The organism is Nitrosomonas supralitoralis (genome assembly GCF_003011925.2).
GTDB classification, from domain to species: Bacteria; Pseudomonadota; Gammaproteobacteria; order Burkholderiales; family Nitrosomonadaceae; genus Nitrosomonas; species Nitrosomonas supralitoralis.
The window spans coordinates 34,937-56,796 of the sequence record NZ_PXXU01000002.1 but is presented as its reverse complement, the minus strand read 5'-3'; the positions used below and the strand labels follow the sequence as shown (position 1 = coordinate 56,796).

At 45.3% G+C, this 21,860-nt stretch carries 14 protein-coding genes, 1 tRNA gene and 3 pseudogenes; 14 read left to right on the top strand and 4 right to left on the bottom strand.

The window, feature by feature from the left end:
- Window positions 1–10 precede the first annotated feature (10 nt).
- From C7H79_RS00810 to tnpA, 5 genes are all read left to right on the top strand, one after another.
- A complete protein-coding gene (locus C7H79_RS00810; RefSeq protein ID WP_106705398.1) occupies window positions 11–721 on the top strand; it encodes a cytochrome c1 in 711 nt (236 codons plus the stop codon).
- A 47-nt stretch (window positions 722–768) separates the two neighbouring features.
- Window positions 769–1,368 carry a glutathione S-transferase N-terminal domain-containing protein gene (locus C7H79_RS00805; protein ID WP_106705397.1) on the top strand — a complete coding sequence of 200 codons (600 nt, stop codon included), beginning with the start codon at window positions 769–771 and terminating at the stop codon, window positions 1,366–1,368.
- Entirely contained in the window at window positions 1,365–1,787 is a 423-nt protein-coding gene (locus C7H79_RS00800) for a ClpXP protease specificity-enhancing factor (protein ID WP_106705396.1), read from the top strand. Before C7H79_RS00805 ends, C7H79_RS00800 begins: the two co-directional genes overlap by 4 nt.
- A 32-nt stretch (window positions 1,788–1,819) precedes the next feature.
- Window positions 1,820–1,895 (top strand) — tRNA-Thr (locus tag C7H79_RS00795).
- A gap of 64 nt (window positions 1,896–1,959) precedes the next feature.
- The gene (gene tnpA, locus C7H79_RS00790) at window positions 1,960–2,403 is read left to right on the top strand and encodes an IS200/IS605 family transposase (protein WP_106705395.1); all 444 of its coding nucleotides are present in this window, start codon (window positions 1,960–1,962) and stop codon (window positions 2,401–2,403) included.
- Here the strand turns inward: tnpA and C7H79_RS00785 are convergent.
- Window positions 2,385–3,399, bottom strand: a pseudogene (locus C7H79_RS00785) (IS110 family RNA-guided transposase). The gene tnpA and the pseudogene C7H79_RS00785 overlap by 19 nt on opposite strands.
- Window positions 3,400–3,615: 216 nt before the next feature.
- A pseudogene (locus C7H79_RS00780) lies at window positions 3,616–4,583 on the bottom strand (IS3 family transposase); the annotation flags it as partial.
- A gap of 404 nt (window positions 4,584–4,987) precedes the next feature.
- Here C7H79_RS00780 and C7H79_RS00775 point away from each other — a divergent pair.
- Both C7H79_RS00775 and C7H79_RS00770 read left to right on the top strand, forming a co-directional pair.
- Entirely contained in the window at window positions 4,988–5,227 is a 240-nt protein-coding gene (locus tag C7H79_RS00775; RefSeq protein ID WP_106705394.1) for a FitA-like ribbon-helix-helix domain-containing protein, read from the top strand.
- Window positions 5,224–5,649 carry a type II toxin-antitoxin system VapC family toxin gene (locus tag C7H79_RS00770; protein WP_106705393.1) on the top strand — a complete coding sequence of 142 codons (426 nt, stop codon included), beginning with the start codon at window positions 5,224–5,226 and terminating at the stop codon, window positions 5,647–5,649. Before C7H79_RS00775 ends, C7H79_RS00770 begins: the two co-directional genes overlap by 4 nt.
- A gap of 510 nt (window positions 5,650–6,159) precedes the next feature.
- On the opposite strand, the gene istB is transcribed toward C7H79_RS00770, so the two are convergent.
- On the bottom strand, window positions 6,160–6,969 hold the full coding sequence (gene istB, locus C7H79_RS00765; RefSeq protein ID WP_106705392.1) for an IS21-like element helper ATPase IstB: 810 nt from the start codon (window positions 6,967–6,969) through the stop codon (window positions 6,160–6,162).
- Window positions 6,962–8,462 (bottom strand): annotated as a pseudogene (gene istA, locus C7H79_RS00760) (IS21 family transposase). Before istA ends, istB begins: the two are co-directional and overlap by 8 nt.
- 697 nt (window positions 8,463–9,159) lie before the next feature.
- Between istA and C7H79_RS17795 the strand changes: the two are divergent.
- The 7 genes from C7H79_RS17795 to C7H79_RS00725 all read left to right on the top strand — a co-directional run bounded on the left by C7H79_RS17795 (window position 9,160) and on the right by C7H79_RS00725 (window position 21,816).
- A complete protein-coding gene (locus tag C7H79_RS17795) occupies window positions 9,160–9,330 on the top strand; it encodes a hypothetical protein (RefSeq protein ID WP_172592316.1) in 171 nt (56 codons plus the stop codon).
- A 161-nt stretch (window positions 9,331–9,491) separates the two neighbouring features.
- Complete coding sequence (locus tag C7H79_RS00750; protein WP_106705455.1) at window positions 9,492–10,043, top strand: sigma-70 family RNA polymerase sigma factor; 552 nt, start codon at window positions 9,492–9,494, stop codon at window positions 10,041–10,043.
- Between the two features lie 150 nt (window positions 10,044–10,193).
- Entirely contained in the window at window positions 10,194–10,409 is a 216-nt protein-coding gene (locus C7H79_RS00745) for an MbtH family protein (protein ID WP_106705390.1), read from the top strand.
- A 12-nt stretch (window positions 10,410–10,421) separates the two neighbouring features.
- Window positions 10,422–11,159 carry a thioesterase II family protein gene (locus C7H79_RS00740; protein ID WP_106705389.1) on the top strand — a complete coding sequence of 246 codons (738 nt, stop codon included), beginning with the start codon at window positions 10,422–10,424 and terminating at the stop codon, window positions 11,157–11,159.
- Window positions 11,137–11,811, top strand: coding sequence for a 4'-phosphopantetheinyl transferase family protein (locus C7H79_RS00735; protein WP_106705388.1), 675 nt, complete (start codon window positions 11,137–11,139; stop codon window positions 11,809–11,811). Before C7H79_RS00740 ends, C7H79_RS00735 begins: the two co-directional genes overlap by 23 nt.
- Window positions 11,812–11,950: 139 nt before the next feature.
- Complete coding sequence (locus C7H79_RS00730; RefSeq protein WP_106705387.1) at window positions 11,951–17,242, top strand: non-ribosomal peptide synthetase; 5,292 nt, start codon at window positions 11,951–11,953, stop codon at window positions 17,240–17,242.
- Complete coding sequence (locus C7H79_RS00725) at window positions 17,242–21,816, top strand: type I polyketide synthase (RefSeq protein WP_106705386.1); 4,575 nt, start codon at window positions 17,242–17,244, stop codon at window positions 21,814–21,816. Before C7H79_RS00730 ends, C7H79_RS00725 begins: the two co-directional genes overlap by 1 nt.
- Window positions 21,817–21,860: the final 44 nt, after the last annotated feature.

Here is a 21,860-nt window from a genome sequence, read left to right as displayed (position 1 = left end):
GAGTATAAAAATGAAGAAACTAACCATAGCTATATTAATCTTATGCATAGCTCCATTTGGCGTGTTTGCTGCTGAATCTGGCATGCCGCTGGAGCGAGCTCCAGTAGATATAACTGACAATGATTCTTTGCAGCGCGGTGCAGAAAGCTTTGTTAATTATTGTTTGACATGCCATGGTGCGAGTTATATGCGTTATAACCGTCATCGTGATATTGGGTATACGAATGAAGAAATTCTTGAAAAAATGATTCACACAGACCAGAAAGTTGGCGATTTGATGCTGTCTGCTATGCGTAAGGAGGAAGGTGAGGTGTGGTTCGGTGTGGCTCCGCCTGATTTGTCGGTCATAGCTCGGTCAAGAGGAAGCGATTGGCTGTATACCTATTTGAAAGCATTTTATCGTGACGATACAACTGGAACCGGATGGAATAATTTGGTATATGATCGCGTAGCAATGCCTCACGTGCTTTATCAATTGCAAGGTGAACAAATACTAGTAGTAAAAGGCGATCAGAAGAGTTTGTCGCTGGACAAGCCAGGTCAAATGACGAGTGCCGAATTTGATAAATTTGTGGGTGATTTAGTAAATTACCTGGTTTATTTGGGTGAACCGCACGCCAATGAACGGAAAGAATTAGGCATTAAAGTCATGCTTTTCTTGTTGGGTATGTTGGTATTGACTTATTTATTGAAGAAAGAATATTGGAGAGATATTCACTGACATCGTTGTTAAATATATAAATTGCTTAGAGTCAGAGAATAATAGTTATGATGACGTTATATTCAACAATTACGTGCCCGTACAGCCATCGTTGCAGGATTGTATTGCACGAGAAAGATATGGATTTCCAGGTAATTGATGTCGATCCTAATAATAAATCCGAGGACTTGGCAGTAATGAGTCCATACGGAAAGGCGCCAGTGCTCGTGGAGCGCGATCTGGTATTGTATGAATCAAACATTATTAATGAGTACATTGATGATCGTTTTCCACATCCACAATTGATGCCAGCTGATCCGGTTATGCGTGCTCGTGCACGATTATTGCTGTATCGTTTTGAAGAAGAACTATTTTGCCATATTGACGCTTTTGAAGGTAATGACCAGAAGGTAATGGACAAAGCTCGAACTGTCATAGCCGATAATCTTACGATCATTTCTCCGATTTTTGAAAAGCAAAAATTCATGCTGGGTGATGAATTTTCCATGCTTGATGTTGCGATAGCACCCTTGCTATGGCGCCTAGAGCATTTTGGAATTCGTCTTCCCAAACAAGCAGCGCCATTGCTGAAATATTCTGAAAGATTATTTAGTCGCCCGTTATTCATTGATGCTTTATCAGCTTCAGAAAAAATAATGCGAAAATGACGATTAACTCAACAAAGCCTTATTTAGTTCGTTCAATTTATGATTGGTGCTTAGACGGTGGCTTTACGCCTTATGTTTCTGTGCAAGCGTTTCCAGAATTGGATATCCCAAAAGAATATATTAAAAATAATGAAATTATTTTTAATATAAGCGTAAGCGCCGTGCAAGAACTCGTCATTAATAATGATATTATGAGTTTTGCCGCAAGATTTAACGGTGTGGCAAGAAAACTGGAGATACCAATCATTGCTATAAATAGTATCTTTGCCAAAGAAGTGAATCAAGGTATCTCCTTTTCTGGTGAAAAGGAAGACAATCATATAACTATGAGTACGATCGAAAATAGTAATTTAAATCGAAGTTCTAAGATATATCAGGAAAAAAAAATACGTAAGCCAAAACTTAGGATAATCAAATAAATTTACTAATTTGAAGTTATTCTTACCCAATTGCCGGCATAGCTCAGATGGTAGAGCAGCTGATTTGTAATCAGAAGGTCCCGAGTTCGATTCTTGGTGTCGGCACCATAAAGTATCACTATTAAATCTCTTCGGGTTATATTCCCCGCCGCTTGCGGCGTAGAATATATGGATGAGCGAATATATTCATAAGAGTCCAAATGTTACGGTTTTGATGTATCACTTAGTATTTCCGGCAAAATATAGGCGGGTAATCTTTGATGAGCAGGTTGAAGCTGTCCTCAATGATGTCTGTCTTGGGGTGGCAGAGCGCTATCAAGTGAAGTTTTTAGAGATTGGTACGGATAAGGATCATGTTCATTTCTTGGTACAGTCAGTGCCGACATATAGCGTGACCAAGCTTGTGGCGCTCATTAAGAGCATAACCGCACGAGAAATTTTCAGACGATGCCCTCAAGTTAAGAAGAAGCTCTGGGGTGGAGAATTTTGGACTGATGGTTATTTTGCAAGTACAGTTGGCAAGCATGGAGATGAGCAGATGATTGGCAAGTATGTACAAAATCAAGGTAAAACGTATCAGAAATTACACTCGGATTATCAGCTTGCGTTGTTCTGAGCACGAATACCCCGCTGCTTGCGGCGGGGTTCTTTATTTGACATTCCTTGTGCTGTACGTCGCATCACATAGGCTTGGGTTCTCGGCTCACTGCGCATGCGCACCATTGCTATTGTCCACAGCGCATTGTTTGCAGATCGGTCACCTCCTCGATTTAATCGATGGCGAGTAGTCTTTCCCGAGTGGACTTGTTCCACATAACGCAGCTAAAGCTGCTTCATTCCTTAAACGTTCCGGATTATCTCCTGCTACAGCAATAAGTATCGCAGGTGTTTGTGGCCCGACTCCGAATTGACTCCGAAGACGTTTAGCTGATTGACTTGTCAAACGATCAAGCGTCGCATCAAGCTCTTTTAGTTCTGTTGATAGCATTAACCAGCGCTTAGCCAGCAAACGAAGCGTTGCAGTTAATGTTTTAAGCAAAACATTGCCTTCTACATTCCGAAGCCGTGCACAGCCAGCTACACACTGTTCCGGTTTGGTTTTCCAGAGCCGTTCGCGCATAGCGTCTGGCGCACCGATCAGTAGCGATCTCAGTTGGTTGATTGCTTGTGTTCTTGCTTTGACCGCGCTACGTCTGGCAACCGATAACGTGCGCAGTGCCTCAGCTACACCGGATTGTAACTTTGGCGTTGCCACTGCTTCACCAGAAAGTACCGTTCGAGCTGCACTTTCAGCATCGGTTGGATCTGATTTTCCCCTAAGTCTGCGCTTGGCACGATCAGGACGATTTATTTCCCATACTTCAATGCCATGCTCATGCAATAAACGGGCAAGACCCGCGCCATATGTGCCTGTTCCTTCAACACCTGCGCGCCGCACGTTTCCGAGAGATCGCGCCCATGTCAGTAATTTTAGATAACCTGCTGCATTCGTGGGTACGGAAGCAAGTGTGCCTATCACTTTACCGTGACGGTTAATGACTACGCCAACATGTGTATCTAAATGGGTATCAACGCCAAGAATAACTTCATTTTGAATCGATGTGCCGTCCATATCTATACTCCTCAGTCAAGATTGGCGCATTACCAATCCCACTTACCGGACAGGACACTCACGGTACAAGACAAAGCTCCTATTAGGTCACAAGTATTGGGCCCAGTAACGCTCGGGGAATATCTGGACTAGATCGACAGGTCAATGCAAAGGCACTTCGCCAATCCCAGCACGGGTCAAATCAAGTCAGGCATTCCATGACATATTAAACTGAGTATCCCAACAATTTCCCAGGCGGTTCATGCTATCAATAAAACCATATGCTTTCAGTAGACTGCGGTATGCTTTGCCGGCATACTGCGACCCGCGATCCGAATGCACGATCAGGCCAGACGGTGGCCGACGCAACCAGATAGTCATTCGCAATGCATCACAAACCAGTGCTGCTTTCATCCGTGAGCTCATGCTCCAACCGACCACCTTTCTGGAAAACAAGTCTATTACGATTGCCAGATACAGCCAGCCTTCCTGTGTCCAGATGTATGTAATATCGCTGACATAAACTTGATCCGGTTTGGCAACAGTAAATCGCCGATTCAATTGGTTTTCAAACACCGGCAACTGGTGATTGCTGTCCGTCGTCACCTTGTATTTCTTCCGATGCCTGACAGTGACGAAAGCCTCACGCATTAGTTTTCTCGTCTTCCAGCGGCTAATCGAATAACCTAAGGCATTTAGTGCTTGTTTCATTCGGCGGCTGCCATAGGTGTAATCGCATGACTTTGCAATATTCTTCACAGCATCAAGCAGTTGTCTGTGGTGCAGATCATCCGGGCAATTGCGGCGGCGTTGTTCATAGTCATAGTAAGCACTGCGACTGACACCCAATAGCCGGCACATTAGGCCGACCGGGCAGGTCTTTTTCTTTTGGGTGATGAACGAATACTTCACTTCGTTTCTTTCGCGAAAAAGACCGCCGCCTCCTTTAATATTTGTCGCTCAAGCTTTAATTGTTTGTTTTCTAGCTTAAGTCGCCGAATTTCTTCCTGATCCGGCGTCAGTTTCCCATTACCCCGGAATGCCTGGCCATTATTATCCGCTTCGTTCTCCTTGATCCATCGCCCAAGCATGTTAGCCCTGATTTCTAGGCTTCTGGCCGCTTCTGCTATCGTAAATCCCTGATCCAGAACCAGACTGATTGCATCCAGTTTGAATTCCTTTGTATATTGTTTCCTCGTTTCCATTTATTCCTCCAATTAAGATTATTTTCTCTTAACTGGGTTGTCCGAGTCTATTAGACCATGTCAATTTGAGGAAGGCATTGCAACCACGGACGAAGCTCCGGAGTTGGTTTTTTCTCCCGACCTGCAAATTGCTTGGAAAGTTCATATTGCAAGGTAAGTGTCAGGAAGAAATTATTCGGGATTTGGTTTTACCTTGCTAGGTCAAGTACCCGATTGCGGCGAACAGGCAAAGGGATTGCCCGAGAGATGATGGTTATAGCCTTAGCTTAGCAAAGGGACGTCGTGGCTGATTTTGAATCCGTCGCATATAAGAAATTCATAATTTTTGACAGCGCATATCAAGAATTGATGTCATTTGTTAATATATGCTATCATTGATTTCACATAATAAGGAGCGAAATCAAATGTCTGTTGTTACTGTTCGCAATTTGCCCGAAGAAACGCATCGCGCGCTTAAGCTGCGTGCTGCTCAGCATGGACGTAGCACCGAAGCTGAAATCCGGGAAATTCTGGAAGAGGCAGTGCGTCCTAGGACGCGTGTCAAAATCGGATCTGAACTCGCTGCTTTTGGGCAATCCTTTGGGGGGCTTGATTTTAATGACACTCGTGATCAGACGCCGACTGAACCAGCAGTGTTCGAATGATCGTTCTGGATACGAATGTCATATCCGAGCCAATGAAACCCAACGGCAATCCCGCCGTTCAAGCTTGGCTTGATCGGCAAACAGCCGAGACACTGTATCTGACAGCAACATGCCTTTCCGAATTGCTGGTCGGCATTGAAATCCTGCCAGATGGAAAGCGTAAAGAAGGGCTTGATGCTGCTTTGAGGAAACTGATGGAGAGGCTTTTTGGAGCGCGCATACTATCATTCGATCAACAGGCTGCGATAGCATATGCGTCTATAGTCGGTCGAGCTAGGACTAATGGTCGCCTCATCTCTGTGGCAGACGGCCAGATTGCCGCAATCGCGGTCGTACATGGATTCACCATAGCGACGCGAGATACTGCGCCTTTTGTCGCTGCCGGAGTGCCTGTCATCAATCCTTGGGAAGAATGCTCTTAGGTATTTTGTGTTAATGGTAGTTATCAAAGGAACATCGTTATGCGAGAACGAAATAAGATGCGGAATTGACTGTGCCAAGCTACTCTGCAAGTGTCACCGTTTGTGGTTGTGTGAGACAGTTTTTATGCTGGGCAAGCATTGTAAGTGATTGATTTATATGTAACTGGAATTTGTAAATAAGTTTTGTAATTAGAAGGTCCCGAGTTCGATTCTTGGTGTCGGAACCAATAAAACAAAGAGTTATGGATTTTAATGTCTAATGTAAGAAACTAATTGCTACCATATTGCTACCTTTTACGTTAATGAAAGTATCCGCACAGTATGTATCCCGTCAGCAAAAGTTGGACAAAATAGCCTGATTTGTTGATGCCGGTTTAAAATTGACCACCCATTACGGTTGAAATTTGACCAGGGGAAAATAGAGCGCAGGATACTACGCATCTGTGGATAAGTCGACCAGACTGGGTTGGTAATTTGCCTCCTGTTGATGTTTTAGTTTGTTGTAATTGACTACGAATCGACCAGATTTTCTTCTGGTGAGTATTTTTCTTTTTCTCGCTGCTGTATTCTGATCTTTGCATTGGCTGTACTTTGTTTGTAGCGGAAAGACTCGTTGCCGGTTTCGATGATGTGGCAATGTTGTGTGAGTCGATCCAGCAGCGCTGTAGTCATTTTGGCGTCGATGAATACGTTGCTCCATTCTGCGAATGCGAGGTTGGTGGTGTTAATGACACTGGTACGTTCATACAACCTGGAGAGTAGATGAAACAATAGTGCGCCACCGGCTTGTGAGAATGGCAGATAGCCCAGTTCGTCGAGAATGACCAGGTCGATCTGCAACAGCCGCAAGGCAAGCCTGCCTTGTTTACCCGCTGATTTTTCTTGTTCCAGACTATTGGCCAGTTCGATGGCGCTGAAGAAGCGTACCTTTTTATTGTGATGCTGGATGCCTGAAGTGCCGATGGCAATGGCTAGGTGTGTTTTGCCAGTACCGGTGCCGCCGACCAACACCAGGTTCTGTGCAGCGGCTGTAAATTCCAATGTAGCCAGCTGATGAATCAGTTGCTGATCGACTTTGGACTGACTGAAGTCGAAGCCCTGTAAGTGGCGCTGCACCGGGAATCTGGCAGCTTGTGTCTGATAGCGAATGGAACGGAGTTTGCGTTCGGTTGTTTCAGCCTGGGGTAACTGGTTTAGCAGTGTGTCTGCGAAATTAAAACTATCAGCGACATCGGGCGCATTCTGTTGCCTCAGTTCAGCATAGGAGCTGGCCATGCCATATAATTTCAGCGCTTTGAATTGCGCAAGTATGTCAGACATGCGGCACCTCTTTGGTGTTCAAACGATCATAGCGCGCCGTATCGGCCTGCGGTTCTTCATTAAGTTTCAGTGTTGTTTCCACTGACGCTGGTACGTCGGTGTGTTTCAGCCGTGCCAATACATTGGAGACATGCTCGGCACTGGGCAAGCCGGATTCCAGCACCAGTTCAACAGCGACCAGCACAGCTTCCAGCCCATGCGTCGGCACCAGGCTGAGCACTTTTGCCATGATTCGATCAGCCTGCTGGCGTTCTCTGCGCCTCAGTGCAATCTGCAGTTGCAGCAAAGGTGCCGGTAGTTCGGCGAATGGCGCACCGTTGCGCAAGGCTCCCGGTTTCTTCTCAATGACCGGAATATAGTGCTGCCAGTTATAGCTGACCTGGTCGCTATCCATCAGACGACTATGACCGGCTGCTACGGCATTGTCATGGACGATCTCGATACGGTCTGCATACTGATGAACGGCCACCACCTGTTTGACCAGATGACAGGGAACGGAATACCGGTTGCGCAGTAATGTAACCAGACACGTGCTGGATACCCGTGCCAATACTTCGATATAGCCATCGAACGGCGCCGGCATCGGCATCAGATACAGTTGTTCTTGTTCCAGTGCATCGGCAAGGGTAATGCCTGCATAATCAGGATGCTCGATTTCAGACCACAGCTCGCGACAGCGCGTTTCAAGCCATCTGTTTAAGTCATCGAATGAGCCAAACTGTTGTTGTTTGGCTTCATTCCATATGCGGCGGCGCATATCCTGAACATTCTTCTCGACAACACCCTTTCCCCAGCCGGAAGCCACATTGCAGAAATCAGGATCGAACAGGTAATGCGCCGTCATTGCAAAAAAGCGCGTATTCACCACACGCCCGTTGCCTTTGGACACCTTGTCCACGGCCGTCTTCATGTTGTCGTAAATACCGCGTTTCGGCACACCACCAAAAGTAGTGAATGCCCGGGTATGCGCATCAAACAGCATTTCGTGACTTTGTGACGGATAAGCCGACAACATGAAAGTACGGCTGGCGCATAGCTTGGTATGGGCTGCCAGTACCTTGCGGTGGATACCGCCGATCACCAGCTACTCTTCGCTTCAGTCAAACTGGAATGCTTCACCCAGCGCAAACTTCAGCGGCACATACGCCGATTTACTCTGACTTCCTTGATTGCGCCAGTTGCGAACAAAGTCACATACAATCGTATAACCGCCTGTATAACCCTCGTTCAATATCTCTTTGAACAACATCAACGCGGTGCGCCGGTCCTTCTTCGGACGACGCGCATCCGCTTCCAGCGCCAACACTAACCTGGATTCAAACGGTGTCAACTTGCCAGGCTTCTTCGCCCTTTGATATTTAACCGCGCTGTCGCTTGGCACTTTCAACCACTTCTTGATCGTGTTCCGTGACAGGCTCGTTCTTCGTTGAATCTCGATTAATCGACAGATGTTCACGGTAAAAAATCCGTCGTATCTTTGCATACATAACCATGGTAATCACCTCTTAAATTATCCTGCCTAAAATTTAAGCAGGATACGGAAATTACCTGGTCAATTTTCAACCGTTACAACTAGCCTTTTCTGGTCAATTTTCGACCGGTGTCAACAACTGATTCAAGAGCGCGGAGAATCACAAGTTTACACTTTTCACTATTTACATCGAGAACGATAATCATTATCATTTGTTAGGTAAAGTATGCTCTCGTTTTTGACATGTAATGCGACTGCCCCTAAAGCAATATGGAGTGGGGTGAAGTTGCATGAAATAACAGAGTTATTTGTATATTTGACATCGTAATGAGACATGTTATAGCCAGCCAACAAATTTTGTCAGCCAGCCATCACTTAATAATTAGGAGATGGTTCGGTGCGTGTGAGAAAGGAATTTCTACAGAATAAAAAATGTTTCCCGCGATGGGTTTCGAACCTGTGCGGAATTTTAATTTTGTATGCTGTTTATGTAATCAAATATAAATCTTCAAAATTTTCTGCTACCGGTGATTCAACTTCTGAATTACCGGTTGTAGGGCACATTTCTAACGAGCAGATCCTTGCTCGTGATCAACGTCATAGTCTTGCTATGTTTGGCGAATACCGAGCTAGCTTTAGTTTAGTTGTATCCGAACTTCTCTACAGGATTGACAAGCAAGACAAGATCAAAATCCTTCCCTCAAAGGATCCCATAGTCAGTGTGCCTAGATAAGAACTTTCGTTTGCCAAATACTGGCACCCCACTGGGTATGAATTTTTTCCTACGTTATCGTATTTCCCGCACTGGTCTTATCAATCAGCACGACGGCTCACCTAAATTAGCGGGTGTCTACTTTGCTATTGGGTTATTGAAGGAAGCGGAGGTTTAGTCTCTGAGCTATCTATATAAATTTATTGAATGGCTGGTGGAGTAAGTTTTGTAACCGAATATTCGCGAACACAAAATCTTTGAAAATAAACTTTACATAAGTGTGAGGTTTTGATGCGACATATCAAGTAAATGTTTCTGATAATAATTATTAATGTAAATATGATGATAGCTGTAGAAAACTGGACTCAAGAACTGAGCGCTTTGTTCATTATTAACCGTATGCAATTGCGTCGAGCTGCATACAAAATTTTAGGAGATTGGGATCTTTCAGATGACATCATACAAGATGCTTATATTAAGGCTACCGAAATACCGGCGATGCAGAATGTCAAGCAGCCACTAGCCTATCTATTTCAAATCGTACGTAACTTAGCTATTGATCGATACCGAAGAGGGGTATTTGAGACAGAGTTATTTAGGTCAGAGGAGGACGGATTGCTCGTTCAGACTTTGATAGGAATGCCAGAAACCAATGCAATCAATCGTCAACATCTAACATTGATGGCGCAAGCTTTAGCTAAGCTCCCAGAACGCACGAAGCGGGTCTTTATGCTTTATCGATTAGATGGATACACACATCGAATGATTGCAGATGAACTGAATATCTCAACCTCATTGACAAATATTCTTATTCATGAGGCTACAGAGCATTGTAAAAGCGTTCTATTGAAACAGACTGGCAATAACACCACCAGGAAAAATCACAAGTGATATCAAATTGTTCTCCACGGAATTAAATCACACTCAATTTTTTTGCTTTTTTTTGTATTCTTCATGATTCGGTTCGTCTAATCTAAATAAGAAGCATTCTTATTGAAGAAAATTTAAAACTTACTTATTTGTAAATTTGAGGTGTTGGATATGACTAGTTGCTTTGATCGTGAAGATGGCGTGTTCCGTGTGCTGGTTAATCATGAAGAACAATATTCTATTTGGCCGGAATGGAAAGCTGTTCCAGGCGGCTGGAAAGATACTGGCGTATTGGGCGACAAAAAAACTTGCTTGGATTACATTGATAAAGTCTGGACTGATATGCGTCCGCTGAGCTTGAGATTGTTCATGGACAATCAAATTTAGTGCGATGTACCAATGCAAAATCCACTAACACTTTTTTGTTTACCATGCGCAGGCGCAAGTGCAGCAATGTATATTCGCTGGCGGCGGTTATTGCCTTCCTGGGTTAAATTGGTGCCGATTGAGTTACCAGGTCGTGGCAATAGGATGGGTGAATTTCCTAAAGAGAGCTACATAGAATTGACCCAAAGTTTGTGCGATGAACTTGCATCTACTTTGCCTGCGCAATATGTACTTTTTGGTCACAGTATGGGTGCTTTGCTTGCTTATGGTATCGCCCAGTGCTTATGCACCAGACAAGCATATCCACCCAAAGCTTTGCTAGTATCGGGTTGCGCGGCACCGTCTCATCAGGATAGCCGGCGTTACCGCAATATACAGAGTGATGCTGCATTAATAGCGGATTTAGGCAAACAGGGCGGCACACCCAAAGAAGTGTTTGGAAATCAAGAATTTCTGGCAATGACATTGGATTTGTTAAGAATGGACTACCGCGTTTGTGGGAGCTTTGAATACTCTCAATTGACACCTTTACCTATTCCTATCCATTGCTTTGCCGGGCGCTCAGATGAGATTAATGCTACGAAGCTAAATGACTGGCGATTGGAAAGCACTCAAATATTTACGTTGGATTGGTTTGATGGAGGGCATTTCTTTCTGCGGCAATCTGAAGACTGGTTTTTGTTTATGTTAAAAAAACGTCTGCTTCAAAGCCATAGGGAGGTGCCGCGTGAAGCGATTGCATCTGCCTGAAATGGTGCCTGCTGAGATTGAGGTTTGGTTGCTCGAATTTGATTTTGATTCGAAGCAACTGATAAATGACTGGTCTTTGCTGAGTGTGGGTGAACAGATTCATTTGCAATGCTTTCGTCAACATGAGGATCGTGTGCGCGGGATTGTGACACGCGCAACTGTGCGTCGCTTACTGGCAAAATATTTGGCGTTACCTCCCCATAGAATACAGATTGAAATGAACGAGTTTGGTAAACCTCGTCTGCCGGCCTATTACGACATAGAGTTTAATGTTTCTCATACAGGCGACTTTGCATTGATAGCATTATCTGCAAAAGGTGAGATTGGGGTTGATATCGAATATTGCCATAAAGATGTCGAGGATCTGTGGGTTCATGTACTTTCTGCAGAGGAGCGTGCCCAGGGGATTTGGTCAAATAAAAATTTCATTGATCTCTGGGTCATCAAAGAATCTGTATTGAAAGCATTAGGATTCGGGATTGCTGAATACCTGCCAGCTATTACTGTGCTGACCAATAATGATGGAAGTTATCACGTTGCGCATGACCATCCCGAATGGGCGAAAATCAAGGCCTGGTCCATCGAAGCGCCTCTTCACTATGTGGCCGCTCTTGCGTTGACGAATCAGCGTAACCATCGAATACATAATTAATTCTTACCACTTTGTTTTCAAGAAGCAACATGACCCGATTGAAAGCCGGGTCGCGGGCAAGCGATCAACCATTGAATACAGGTTTGGATTATAAAATCTTTTATTTGTGTCAATAAATACAAATTGATTAGGTATAAAAATGAATACAAGATTAATTTCATCTCGCAGTTATCCCGATAATTTCGTTGCGCATATGCAAATACTGGCGCGCGATCGACCAACTGATACCGCGTTGATTGTTGTTAGTGCACAAAACGAAATACTCGTTGATAAGAAATTTGATTATGCATCACTTGATTTGCAAGTCAGGGCGCTGGCTGCAGTACTGCAAAATCATTTCTCACCCGGTGAGCGAGCACTATTGCTATTAAACAACGATGAACACTATGTAATTAGTTTCCTGGCGTGCCTGTATACAGGCATCATTGCTGTACCGATTTTTCCACCGGAGTCTCTACGGGAAAGGCATTTTGCGAGACTGGTCGCGATTGCCGATGATGCAAAGGCAGGTTGTATTCTTACCAGCAGCAAGATTCTGCCGCTGATCGCCAATGTGACGACAACGCAGTTTTCCGAAGCAATTATACTGACCGTAGATACGATAGATCAGGGTAGTGCATCACGATGGCATGCTTATGCTCCGAAGGGAGGCGAGATTGCATTTCTTCAATATACATCGGGCTCAACCTCAACACCTAAAGGGGTGATGGTTAGTCATCATAATCTGATGATGAATGCCAAAGCGTTTGAAGAGGGAATGTCGATCAACGCAGATGACATATTTGTCAGTTGGTTGCCTCTCTACCATGATATGGGCTTGATTGGTGGGCTATTGCAGCCGATACATCGTGGCATTCCGGCGATATTAATGTCTCCCAACCTTTTTATCGAAAAACCTGTGCGCTGGTTGGAAATTATTTCGCGTTATCGTGCCACGGTCAGTGGCGCTCCCAATTTTGCTTTCCAGCTCTGTGTCGATCGTGTTAGAAGCTCGCAGTTAATGGATATCGATTTATCTTCCTGGCGTGTTGCATTTTCAGGAGCGGAGCCGGTGCGTAGCAAAACGATGCAGGCATTTATTGAATGCTTTAACCATGTAGGGTTTTCATCAGATGCGATTTATCCCTGTTATGGCTTAGCGGAGGCCACGTTGTTTGTGACCGGAGGGGTGCGAGGAGAGGGCATGCAAACCCATCAGTTCTCTTCTGAAGCACTTGCGCTAGGATGCGCAAAATTGGCTGCAGAAGGAGCGTCGATCGTGGCGTGTGGCTTCCCGGCATCCAATCATTCGATAAAAATTGTAGATCCGGAAAAGCGGGTTACATTGGCGGATGGCTGTGTCGGTGAAATATGGACGGATGGCCCAAGCCTGGCTTGCGGCTACTGGCAACACTCCCAAGAGACTGCGCAAGCTTTTGTGCATAACGAAGGAAAATACTGGTTGCGAACAGGAGATCTTGGTTTTATTCATGCCCGGCAGTTGTACATCATGGGGCGATGTAAAGATCTCATTATTATCCGTGGTCAAAATATCTACCCTCAGGATATTGAGTTGACTATTGAAGAAGAAGTGGAAGCTGTTCGCAAAGGACGAGTCGCTGCATTTTCAGTGGAAAATAATGAAGGTGAAGGCATTGGTGTAGCCGTTGAAGTATCTCGTAATACGCAAAAATTGATTTCTGCCGAGGCATTGATTAAGACGCTTAGTGAAGTAGTCAGTGCAAGCTGTCACGAATCTTTGTCTGTAGTTATTTTGTTAAATCCAGGTGCCCTGCCCAAGACATCAAGTGGCAAGCTGCAGCGAGCTGCCTGCCGCCAGGGGTGGCTCAAGCGCACGCTGGATGCATATGCAATTTATGAACATGGTTATGTCGTTCTCGGTAAGGATAATTGCTTACCTCAGACACTGATTGATGAAACAGAAATCGCGCTGGCAGCGGTTTGGGAATCTGTGTTAAATCGCGCCGTGTTGGCACGTGAAGATCATTTTTTTGCAATTGGCGGTAATTCATTAACCGCTGTCCAGGTTGCAGCGCGAATTTCAGAACATTGGTCTATTCAATTTTTTCCGCGTAGCTTGTTTCATAATCCTCGACTAAATGAATGTGCAGCTGAAATCAAATGCCTTTTGACGTCAGGCTCATCTCAGCCAGCTTTTGAAAACCGCATCTTACCCATACGAAGCAAAGCCAATGTGCTACCTCTATCTTTCGGGCAGCGGCGATTATGGTTTCTTTGGCTACTTGATCCATTAAGCAACGCCTATAACGTGCAGCATGCATTGCGACTGGCAGGCGCGCTGAATAAGCAAGCATTCAATGCAAGTATTGAGGACTTGATCGCGCGACATGAATCATTGCGCACGATTTTTCGCGCCGGTGCTGATGGTGCGGTTGAACAAGTCATTCATCCGAAAACACTTAACATAATTACTGATATCGATTTACGTGATATCGCCATGCTAGAACGTGAGGCAAGAGTTGTAAAAGAAATGCAGCAGATCATCTCGGCTCCTTTCGATTTAACACAAGGCCCATTACTGCGCATTGCCTTAATTCAGGTAAATGAGAACGAGATTATTTTTGTAATCGTCATGCATCACATCGTTTCGGATGGGGTTTCCGTGCAAATCTTACTGAATGAGCTCGCCTCTTTTTATCAGGCGCATGTACAAGGGAAATCAGCCTGTCTCGATAATTTACCAATCCAATATGTAGATTACGCACTTTGGCAGCTGGAATGGCTGGAAGAGGGTGAGAAAGATAGGCAGCTTGCATACTGGCGTGATCACTTAGGTGACGAACATCCGATTCTACAACTTCCAACCAATCGCGTTAGACAACCGGTTACAAGCTATCAAGCTGGACGCTATAGTTTCGACATTCCTCTCGATGTGCTGAACCAGTTGCGTCAGTTGGCGTTGCGTCATGGAGCAACACTCTTTATAACCTTACTGACAGCCTTCCAAGCTTTTTTATTTCGGTATACGGGACAACAGGATATTCGCGTTGGCATTCCAGTCGCTAATCGCAACCGGGTTGAGACAGCGGGTTTAATTGGATTTTTTGTCAATACACAGGTTTTGCGAAGCCAGTTGGATGGCCGTATGCTGCTTGATGAACTCCTGATTCAAACCCGGGAGGCTGCGATTAATGCGCAAAGTCATCAGGATCTTCCCTTCGAACAATTGGTAGAGTCATTGCATCCTCAGCGTGATTTACGGCATAGCCCGTTATTTCAGGTGACTATCAATCATTTATTGAAGGATTACCGTTATTTTCAGGAATTTTCAGGGCTTACCGTTACCGATTACTCGCTACCTGAGCAGTCTGCGCAACTTGAATTTAGACTAGAAACGATTGAATTGCCCGACGGTAGTGTAAATGCCAGCTTTATTTATGCTTCCGAACTTTTCAATTCTTCATGGGTTGAACGATTGGCGTCTCATTACCTGCGCATTCTGGAAGCATTGGCAAGTTGTCAGAACACGACAATCGGTGACATTGATCTGTTGAGCGAAAAAGATAAACAGCAGCTTGAAATTTTGGGAACCAATCAGTCTGATGTTTCAGTGTTTCATCCTGTTCATCAATTGATTGAGCATCAGGCAGACAGTAATCCCCACAGGGTGGCTGTGATTTCGGGCCAAATTGAGTTGCGTTATGCGGAACTCAATCACAGATCAAATCAACTGGCGCATCGACTGATCGGTCTTGGCGTTAAGCCTGAAATGAGCGTTGGCATTGCAGTCGAGCGTAATTCTATTGAATTGATCATAGGTCTTTTGGCCATTCTAAAAGCGGGAGGGGGTTACGTTCCGCTTGACCCGGAATATCCGAAAGAACGATTAGATTATATGCTTGTAAATAGCGGGATTAAATTTCTGCTGACACAAGCGCATATAAAATCAAGGATTCCTCATAAAGAAGGTATGGAAATACTGGCGCTTGATGCGCTTGATCTGAGTGTTGAGATGGAAACCAACCCCGAGGTTGCTCTGCATGAGCATAATTTGGCTTATGTTATTTATACTTCGGGTTCAACCGGTCGGCCTAAAGGCGTTGCAGTTGCGCATGGCCCACTGTCCATGCATCTGAACGCCATTGGGAATATTTACGATGTTCGGCCAGGCGATCGTGAATTGATGTTTTTCTCCATGAATTTTGATGCGGCTGCCGAGCAATGGATCACTCCGCTGACACATGGCACTGCATTGGTGCTTTCCTCAACAAGTGATTTGGCAGGAGATGGTTTCGTGGGCTTGATTGAGAAACACCAAATAACGACGCTGCATCTTCCTCCAGCCTATCTGAGAATGCTGCTGCCGTTGATGCATGGAAAAGCTCATACGGTTCGTACTTGTATCGCAGGTGGGGAAGCATGGTATGTCACTGACGTGACAGCTGTTCGGGATGCATTCCAGAATGCCCGGCTAGTGAATGCATATGGTCCAACTGAAGCCGTGATAACACCTACGGCATGGCTTAGCCATACTGATAGCGATGACCGGATTTGTTTCGAGGGCGAGTATGTACCAATTGGAAGACCGGTTGGTGCACGCAACTTATATGTACTGGATACGCAACTCAATCTTGTGCCGCTAGGTGCGATAGGCGAACTCTATGTGGGTGGAGAAGGGTTAGCGCGTGGTTATCTTGATCAGACTGCTTTGACTAGCGAGCGTTTTGTGCCGAATCCATTTGATTCAATGGGTGGTCGCCTGTATCGAACGGGTGATTGGGTGCGCTGGCGTGATGAAGGTCAGCTGGAATACCTGGGTCGTGTCGATCAGCAGATCAAGATTCGGGGTTTTCGTGTTGAACTGGGCGAGATTGAGGCGCAACTGCTCGCCCAGACCGGTGTGCGTGAGGTGGCCGTGCTGGCTCAAGAGGGACTCGGCGGCTTGCGGTTAGTCGCTTATTTAGCTCCGCATGACGGGGTTCAGTTGAGCTCGGCGTTGTTAAAAACATCGTTAGCGGCAACGCTTCCTGAATATATGATCCCCAATTTATTTGTTTTTCTGGATATCTTGCCGCTTAATCCTAACGGGAAAATAGACCGAAAAGCGCTGCCTTCTCCAGAGCAATATGACAAAACCGATTACGTCCCGCCGGTTAACGAACTGGAAAAGGCTATAGCTGAAATCTGGTCGGACGTACTGGAAATTCATCCGGTTGGATTACAAAACAACTTTTTTGATCTGGGAGGTCATTCGTTATTGTTGATCAAAGTCAAACAAAAACTAGAAGAACGCTTGAATATTCATATGGCCATCATAGATCTTTTTAAATATACCACCGTGGCAAGCTTGGCAAAATTTGTAAATCAAGGAGATGCCGGCAATGCATCCTTACAACGTCACCTGGATCGGGCGCAACGGCAACGTAGCACTTATATTCAACCAAAACAGAAAGCAAAGAGGATCCATTGATGGCCAGTCCTGAAGAATTGCCAGAAAATACAGAGCTTGATATTGCAATCATTGGCATGGCATGCCGCTTTCCCGGTGCGAGTGATATCGAGTCCTTTTGGTGTAATTTGCACGAAGGAGTTGAATCCATCAATTTCTTTACCGATGAAGAATTGCTCGTTCGCGGCGTGTCTCCCGAGGTGCTTAAAGACCCTCTCTACATAAAGGCAGGTGCACAACTCAAGGATGTAGATCTCTTCGATGCTTCTTTTTTTGGCTATACTCCGCGTGAAGCAGCAGAAACAGATCCGCAGCATCGGATTTTTCTTGAAGTGGCGTGGCAAGCCTTGGAAGATGCAGGCTACGATCCATCGAGGTACGCCAATCCAATTGGCGTATATGCGGGGTGTGGTGTAAACACTTATCTGTTAATGAATCTAATGTCCGGCGGAAGCATGTCAGATATGCAGGATATCTCTGCATTACAGGGACTCATGAATGGCAATAATAAGGATTCCATGACTACCACCGTCGCCTATAAACTTAACTTGCGCGGACCGGGCATTACCGTTCAGACAGCGTGCTCTACTTCTCTTGCCGCAACTCATGTAGCTTGCCGCGGCTTACTCAATCATGAGGCCGATATGGCCCTTGCGGGTGGAGCATGGGTAAATTTATTGCATGACGAGGTGGGTTATCATTATCAACCGGGTGCCATTCTCTCACCGGATGGCCATTGTCGTGCTTTTGATGCTAAGGCTGCGGGGACAGTGATAGGGAGTGGTGTGGGTGTGGTGGTACTTAAGCGATTGACGGATGCCTTGGCTGATGGTGATACCATTCACGCGGTGATAAAAGGCTCGGCGATTAATAATGATGGCTCGGCTAAAGCTGGTTATACCGCCCCCAGCATTGCAGGACAGGCGGAGGTCATACTTGCGGCTCAGGCCAATGCAGGCATCTCTGCGGATACCATCAGCTATATTGAAGCGCATGGCACTGGGACTACGATCGGTGATCCGATAGAGATTGCAGCATTGACGCAGGCTTTCCGGGAGAGTACCGACAAGCGCGGTTTTTGCGGTATCGGCTCAGTCAAGACGAATGTAGGTCATCTGGATGCAGCTGCAGGTATCGCAGGTTTGATTAAAACAACACTCGCTCTGAAATATCGGATTCTTCCTCCTAGTTTGAATTTCGAGCAGCCCAATTCACAAATAGATTTTTCTTCGAGTCCGTTTTATGTCAATACCGAGAATAAAGCTTGGCCGGATGGTTCAACTCCGCGTCGAGCGGGCGTCAGTTCGTTTGGTATCGGCGGAACCAATGTGCACGTGGTGATTGAAGAAGCGCCAGCGAGCAATCCACCGGGGGCTTCGCGTGACTGGCAAACGTTGATGGTTTCGGCCAGAAGTCCAAGTGCATTGGAAACAGCGATGATTCACTTGCAAAACCATCTGATTACTCACCCAGAGCAAGCATTAGCTGACGTTGCCTATACCCTTCAGGTCGGGAGAAAGAATTTTTCTTATCGGGCAATTGCATTATGCCGGAATTGTGAAGATGCGGTGATGTTGCTACGGAATCAGCCCGGAGATCGCTTCATAACTCAACAAGTGGCATTTGAAAACCGTCCGGTTACTTTTCTTTTTCCTGGGCAAGGTGCGCAATATGTCGATATGGCTCGTGATCTCTATCAAAATGAGTTCGTTTTTCGTCAAGAGCTTGATCGTTGCATTGATTTGCTTAAACCGCGTCTTGATTTCGATCTATTCACCATACTTTTTCCTAATGCTGAAGAAGATGGCCGTGCTTTAGCTGCAGCGAGACTTGAGCAAACCGAAGTCACACAACCTGCATTATTTGTTATTGAATATGCCTTGGCGAAATTATGGATGTCATGGGGCGTTCAGCCCACGTCGATGATAGGTCATAGCGTGGGTGAATACGTTGCAGCTTGTGTAGCAGAAGTATTTTCCCTGGAAGACGCGATACAGTTAGTGGCAATGCGTGGACGCTTGTTACAGCAAATGAAAAAGGGGGCAATGCTGGCTGTTATGCTGCCCGAAGACGAACTTATGGCGTTGATGATTGAAGGCTGCGATTTGGCAGCGGTCAATGGACCGGATCTTTGTGTTTTATCGGGCTCTACGGCTGCCATTGATGCAGCTGAAAAGAGGCTGTCCGAACAAGAGATCGGATACCGGAGATTACATGTTTCGCATGCTTTTCATTCCAGCATGGTGGAGCCCATAATTCCGGATTTTGTTGATCTGATGGTCAAAGTTAAATTGCGTCGCCCCACAATTCCATTTTTCTCAAACGTAAGCGGGGATTGGATTACTGACCAAGAAGCAACAGATCCCGGCTACTGGGGGCGACATTTGCGTGGAACCGTGCGTTTTAATAAAGGTCTGCAGCAATTGCTGAGTAATCAGGAGCAAATTTTTCTCGAAGTGGGCCCTGGAGAAACATTGATTGCATTAGCTCAACGGCATCCTTTGGCAAAGCCTAAGCAACTGATGGTTTCCTCGTTACCCCACCCGAACAAAAATCATGATGCCCAGAAACACTTGTATCTCAGTCTTGGCAAGCTTTGGTTAAACGGATTAACCATTGATTGGGAGAGCTACTATGCCCATGAACGCCGCCGCCGTGTCTCATTGCCGACATATCCATTTGAACGGCAATCCTATTGGATTAAACCAGTTAAACAGGAGGGACAAGGGCAAGTCACGCATACCATAAAAGCGCATACCCGCTCAATCAATGATTGGTTTTATGTGCCTTCATGGCGGCGTGCTGAGAAGCTTGAATTTAGAAATATTTTCTCTGAGGTTGCGGGATATTGTCTGATTCTTAAGAATGAGAATACGCTGGGTGCTGCTTTGGTAGAGCAACTATTGGCTTATGGCGTTAAGCCCATCACGGTTTCTGCTGGCTCTGAATTTCATCGCAAAAATGAGCAAAGCTACATCATACGTCCTGATGATAAAAATGATTTTGATCGGCTGCTTCAGGATATTCGTGCTGAAAACAAGTCAATTCAATACATTTTTTATTGTTGGAGCTTAAGCTTGAACGATGAGGTTTTGACTCAGAGAGAAAGCTTGACGAGATATTTCTTCAGCCTGCTTTACCTTGTAAATGCATTAGAAAAACACCAATCCAATGTACTTTCGGGTGAGCGAACGGAAATTACTATCGTGACCAATCAGTTTTCGGATATTACGGGTAATGAAACATTATGTCCGGAGAAAGCATTGTTAACAGGGCCATGTAAGGTCATTCCGCAAGAGCATTCGTATCTGAATTGCCGCCTGATTGATGTTGAATTGCCGGTGTCGGGCAGTGTTGCCGAATCGCGCCTGATTAAGCAGATCCTCGCCGAATCACAAAAGAATAACGATAATTCGATGACTGCTTATCGAGGTCCGCACCGCTGGATTCAATTTTTTGAATCAGCTCAATATCCCACATCAGTAATTAACCGATTTAAATCTGGCGGAGTTTATTTTATTACGGGCGGATTAGGGGGCATCGGTTTGACGCTGGCGGAATACTTGGCGCGAAAGTTTCAGGCTAAATTGGTGTTATTGGGGCGTTCTCCGATTCCACCTCGGGAGAGTTGGCCAGAAGCTTTGGCTGCAAACAATAAAGACAGTGCCGTGCATCACAAAATAGAAAACATCATTAAACTTGAGGGGCTGGGCGCTGAAGTGCTCGTGCTAAATGCGGATGTTGCAAATTTAAAGGAATTGAAGGCGGCTGTAACGCAAGCAAAGCATAACTTTGGCAACATCAATGGTGTTATTCATACTGCGGGTGAAGTGAGCAATGGGTTAATGTCCTTAAAAACAAAGGAGGCGATTGCGCGAGTGCTGGAGCCTAAAGTGCAGGGGACGCAAGCATTGCAAGCAATATTTAAGGAAGATTCGCTGGACTTCATGTTGTTATGTTCTTCACTGGCAACGATGGCGGGCGGCCTTAGTAAAGTTGATTATTGTGCGGCCAACGCCTATTTGGATGCAGTCGCTCATTTTGCCTACCGTGAACATTCATATCCTGTCATTTCGATTAACTGGGACAGTTGGCGCGAAGTCGGCATGGCTGCAAATATGGAGATGCCTGATGATATAGGGATTGCGCCAAAAGAAGGCGCAGAGATATTTGAGCGTATTGTGAATGGACCGAATGTTCCTCAAGTTATCGTTTCAACTCTCGATTTGCAAGCTCGATTGAGTCAAGCGCAGCAAGATCTCCTTGCTCTACCTTTAGCCTTTACACCACCTACGCACAAAGCAGCAAGATTCTCAAGACCTGTACTACAAACAATTTTTAAATCACCAGAAAGTGAATTGGAAATAAGTATTGCAGAAATTTGGCAGAATTTGCTGGGAATAGAATCTGTGGGGGTAGATGATAATTTATTTGAATTGGGTGGTGATTCGCTGTTGGGAGTACAGTTGTTATCCAGAGTGAGAGCAGGTTTTTCTGTTGATTTACATCCGGCGGATTTCTTTAGATTACCTACTATTACGGGTTTAGCAGCATTGGTTGAGGCAAAATTGCTCGATGAAATTGAATGCTCATAATGTAATTGATTTAATTTGATGAACGCAATTACCTTGTGATCAGG